Genomic DNA, 3005 nt, shown 5'->3' on the forward strand with positions numbered 1-3005 from the left:
GGCCAGCAGGCGTCACACCACCGTGACCTGCAACTTTCTGCTACCACTGCGACTTTGAAATCGCCCTGGAGAGCGATGGCAGCAGGGTAGGACCCCCATGCCATTTGTGCGGCGTGGCATGGTGGGGGGCACGTCGAACCAGCCGTATTTCTTTCTCAGTTACGCCAGGCGGGACGACCGGGCGACTTACGTGGGGCGGTTCTACAACGACCTGCTGCAAGCCCTCGCACCGCCGGTGAAGGGATCGGCCCGACAGCCCGCCTTCCATGACGTCGAGAACATCATGGAAGGCGACGACTGGCCTATTGAACTGAGCCGTGCGGTGGGCTCGTGCCGGGCCATCGTCGCGCTCTACTCTCCGGCCTACTTCCGCAGCGAGTACTGCGGCAGGGAGTGGACCCACTTCGCCGCGCGGGTGGAGCGTTACCGCCAACTGACCTTCGTACAGCCGCGCGCACTGGTCCCGGTGATCTGGGAACCCGTCTCGCAGCGCGAGATGCCCGCCGAGGTCAGGGCCATCCAGTACGGCGAAGCGGGACTGGGGGAGGAGTATCTCAGGCACGGGCTGCTGCAACTGATGCGGTCCGACCCCGGCGGGCCCGCTTACCGGCACGTCGTGGCGGAGCTGGCCGAACGAGTGCGCAGGGCCGCGGACCCGTTCAACCTGCCCGTCGACAAGCCTCCGGCCTTCGACCTGTCGAAGGTCCAGGGCTGCTTCCCCCCTCGACGACGCACCGGAACTCACCGGCCACGTCCGGATCTTCGTCGCGGCCTGCACCGAGTCGAAGCTCCCGGTGGGGCGTTCACACACCACGTACTACGGGGAAGCCCCGTGGTTGTGGGCACCGTACAGCCCGCCGCGCGACCCGACCGTGGTGGAGCGAGCCAAGCGGGTCCTCAGCGGTGAGGGACACACCGCGAGCGTGGAGGCGGTGAGTCCGCAGTTGATCCGCAAGCTCAACCGGGCCCGCCACCTCAACCAGGCGTGTGTCCTGCTCGTGGACGCCTGGTCGGCGCGCGAGGCGCCCTACCGAGGACCGCTCGTCAGGTACGACGAGCTGTACCACCCGACGGCCGCGGTCCTCGTGCCCTGCCACGAACACGACATGGAGTCGGGTACGCACAACGCGGCCCTGTGGAAGGCGGTCAGAGAGGTCTTCAAGCGGAACTGGCTGCGCCGCAACGACCCCCGTGCCCCGGTGTTCTGGGCGCCCGTCGACCAACACGAATTCGACGACATGCTGGCCCGGGCCGTGTATGTGGCCCAGAACCGGATCGCCGCAAACGGCCATGTCCGGCGCCTGCCGCCGGGCGCGCCGCCCGAGTCGATGCCCGTCTGTGACCCGCCGATCACGACTGCCCAGGAGACCGGATGAGCAGCTCCAGCGAACCGGACGGCCGAGGCCAGGTCGTCACCTTCTATTCGTTCAAGGGTGGCGTCGGCCGGACGATGGCCCTGGCGAACGTGGCATGGATCCTGGCCAGCCGGGGCAAGCGCGTCCTGGCCGTCGACTGGGACGTGGAGGCCCCCGGCCTGCACAGCTACTTCCACCCGCTGCTCACCGACCCCGAACTGCGCGACACCGACGGGCCGACCACTACGACGTCATCGCCTTGCGTTCCAATCTCTCAGTCGATCTCGCAGAGGCAGGTGTGAATGAGGAGGCGGATGAGCACCACAACAATGCCTTGCAGTTCGCTGCCCGTACTTTGGGCATTGACCACCCGATCTACGAGTCAGTGAAGAGCGGGATTCGACTGGACGCGGACATCGAGACACCGTTCTGCATCTACACTTCGTGACCCGAACCGTGAGGCTCGCCTGGTGTGGTGAGGCATTCTGTGGTGCTTCATATGTTTTCCTACCGTTTTCTTCTTGTCCGCTGGCATCTTCCGCTCACGGACGTTCTGCGATGCGGACGATTCGTTTGAGTTCTGACTCCAAGGAGAGCCGTGTCAGCCCTCGACCACGCACTACGCCGCCTCGCACAGGAGTTGGCGAACCCGAATGTCACGTACCTCGCCGAGTTCGAATCGTCGATCGACTTCGAAGCCCGACCTGATGACCTCGCTGCCCACTGACCCATCTCCCACGTTCTTACGGCAGTTCATCCTCAAAGTGCACAGCCGCTGCAACCTGGACTGCGGTTACTGCTACGTCTACCACTCCGCCGACACCAGCTGGCGTGACAAGCCACGCATGATGGAAGCGACCGTCGCCGTGCAGGTCGCTCACCGCATTGCCGAGCACACCGCGGCCCATGATCTGCCCGACGTCCGGATCGTGCTGCACGGCGGCGAGCCGCTGCTTCTCGGGGCCGGGCGACTGGAGGAACTGCTCGCCGTTCTCCGCCGGGGGTTGGCGAAGACGGCGGTACCCGTCCGTTTCTCGATGCAGACCAACGGCGTACTCCTCACCCCCGACATCCTGGACGTGCTCCATCGGCACGCGGTGGCGTGTGTGCACGATCGACCTGGCCAACGACCCCGTCGACACCTACGAGGCGCTCCTGGCCGCACGTCCCCCTCGCGTCGACCTCCTGCTCCCGCACGGCACCTGGGACACACCGCCCCCGGAGCTCGGGGACCGACGACACCGGCTCCCCACCGCTGCGCCGGTCACCGTCGATGGGGTGATGGCTTACCGAGGTGAGACGCCGTACGCCGACTGGCTGCGGCGGGTCTTCGACCGCTGGTACGACGCCCCCGTGCGAGAGACGGGCATCCGGCTCTTCGAAGAACTGATGGTGGGTGTCCTCGGCGGCTCCGTACGCACCGAGTCCGTCGGTCTGGCTCCGGCGACACTGGCCGTCATCGAGACCGACGGCTCCATCGAACAGTCCGACTCACTCAAGGTCGCTTATGCAGGCGCGCCGGAGACCGGGTTCGACGTCTTTCGCAACAGCCTCGACGACGTCCTCATGCACTGTTCCTAAAGACTGAGCGGGAGTGAGTCCTGTTGCCAGGGCTCATGCTCAGCCGAATGCCCCGTACGGTGTTGGGTG

At 66.0% G+C, this 3005-nt stretch carries 4 protein-coding genes and 2 pseudogenes; all 6 read left to right on the top strand.

The window, feature by feature from the left end; translation table 11 throughout:
• The first annotated feature begins 97 nt into the window (after nt 1–97).
• The 6 genes and pseudogenes from F3T56_RS45665 to F3T56_RS49200 all read left to right on the top strand — a co-directional run bounded on the left by F3T56_RS45665 (nt 98) and on the right by F3T56_RS49200 (nt 2936).
• A complete protein-coding gene (locus F3T56_RS45665) occupies nt 98–907 on the top strand; it encodes a TIR-like protein FxsC (protein ID WP_149831344.1) in 810 nt (269 codons plus the stop codon).
• Nucleotides 795–1376, top strand: a complete 582-nt coding sequence (fsxC, locus tag F3T56_RS45670; protein ID WP_246204903.1) for an FxsC protein — start codon at nt 795–797, stop codon at nt 1374–1376. Before F3T56_RS45665 ends, fsxC begins: the two co-directional genes overlap by 113 nt.
• A pseudogene (locus F3T56_RS45675) lies at nt 1373–1591 on the top strand (ParA family protein); the annotation flags it as partial. The gene fsxC and the pseudogene F3T56_RS45675, both read left to right, overlap by 4 nt.
• Nucleotides 1592–1953: 362 nt before the next feature.
• Nucleotides 1954–2082: a hypothetical protein gene (locus F3T56_RS49605; RefSeq protein ID WP_281291998.1), complete on the top strand. Its 129-nt coding sequence runs from the start codon at nt 1954–1956 to the stop codon at nt 2080–2082.
• Nucleotides 2063–2392, top strand: a pseudogene (locus tag F3T56_RS49195) (radical SAM protein); the annotation flags it as partial. The gene F3T56_RS49605 and the pseudogene F3T56_RS49195, both read left to right, overlap by 20 nt.
• Before the next feature lie 67 nt (nt 2393–2459).
• Complete coding sequence (locus F3T56_RS49200; RefSeq protein ID WP_246204905.1) at nt 2460–2936, top strand: hypothetical protein; 477 nt, start codon at nt 2460–2462, stop codon at nt 2934–2936.
• Nucleotides 2937–3005: the final 69 nt, after the last annotated feature.

Source organism: Streptomyces tailanensis (genome assembly GCF_008386495.1).
Lineage (GTDB): Bacteria > Actinomycetota > Actinomycetes > Streptomycetales > Streptomycetaceae > Streptomyces > Streptomyces tailanensis.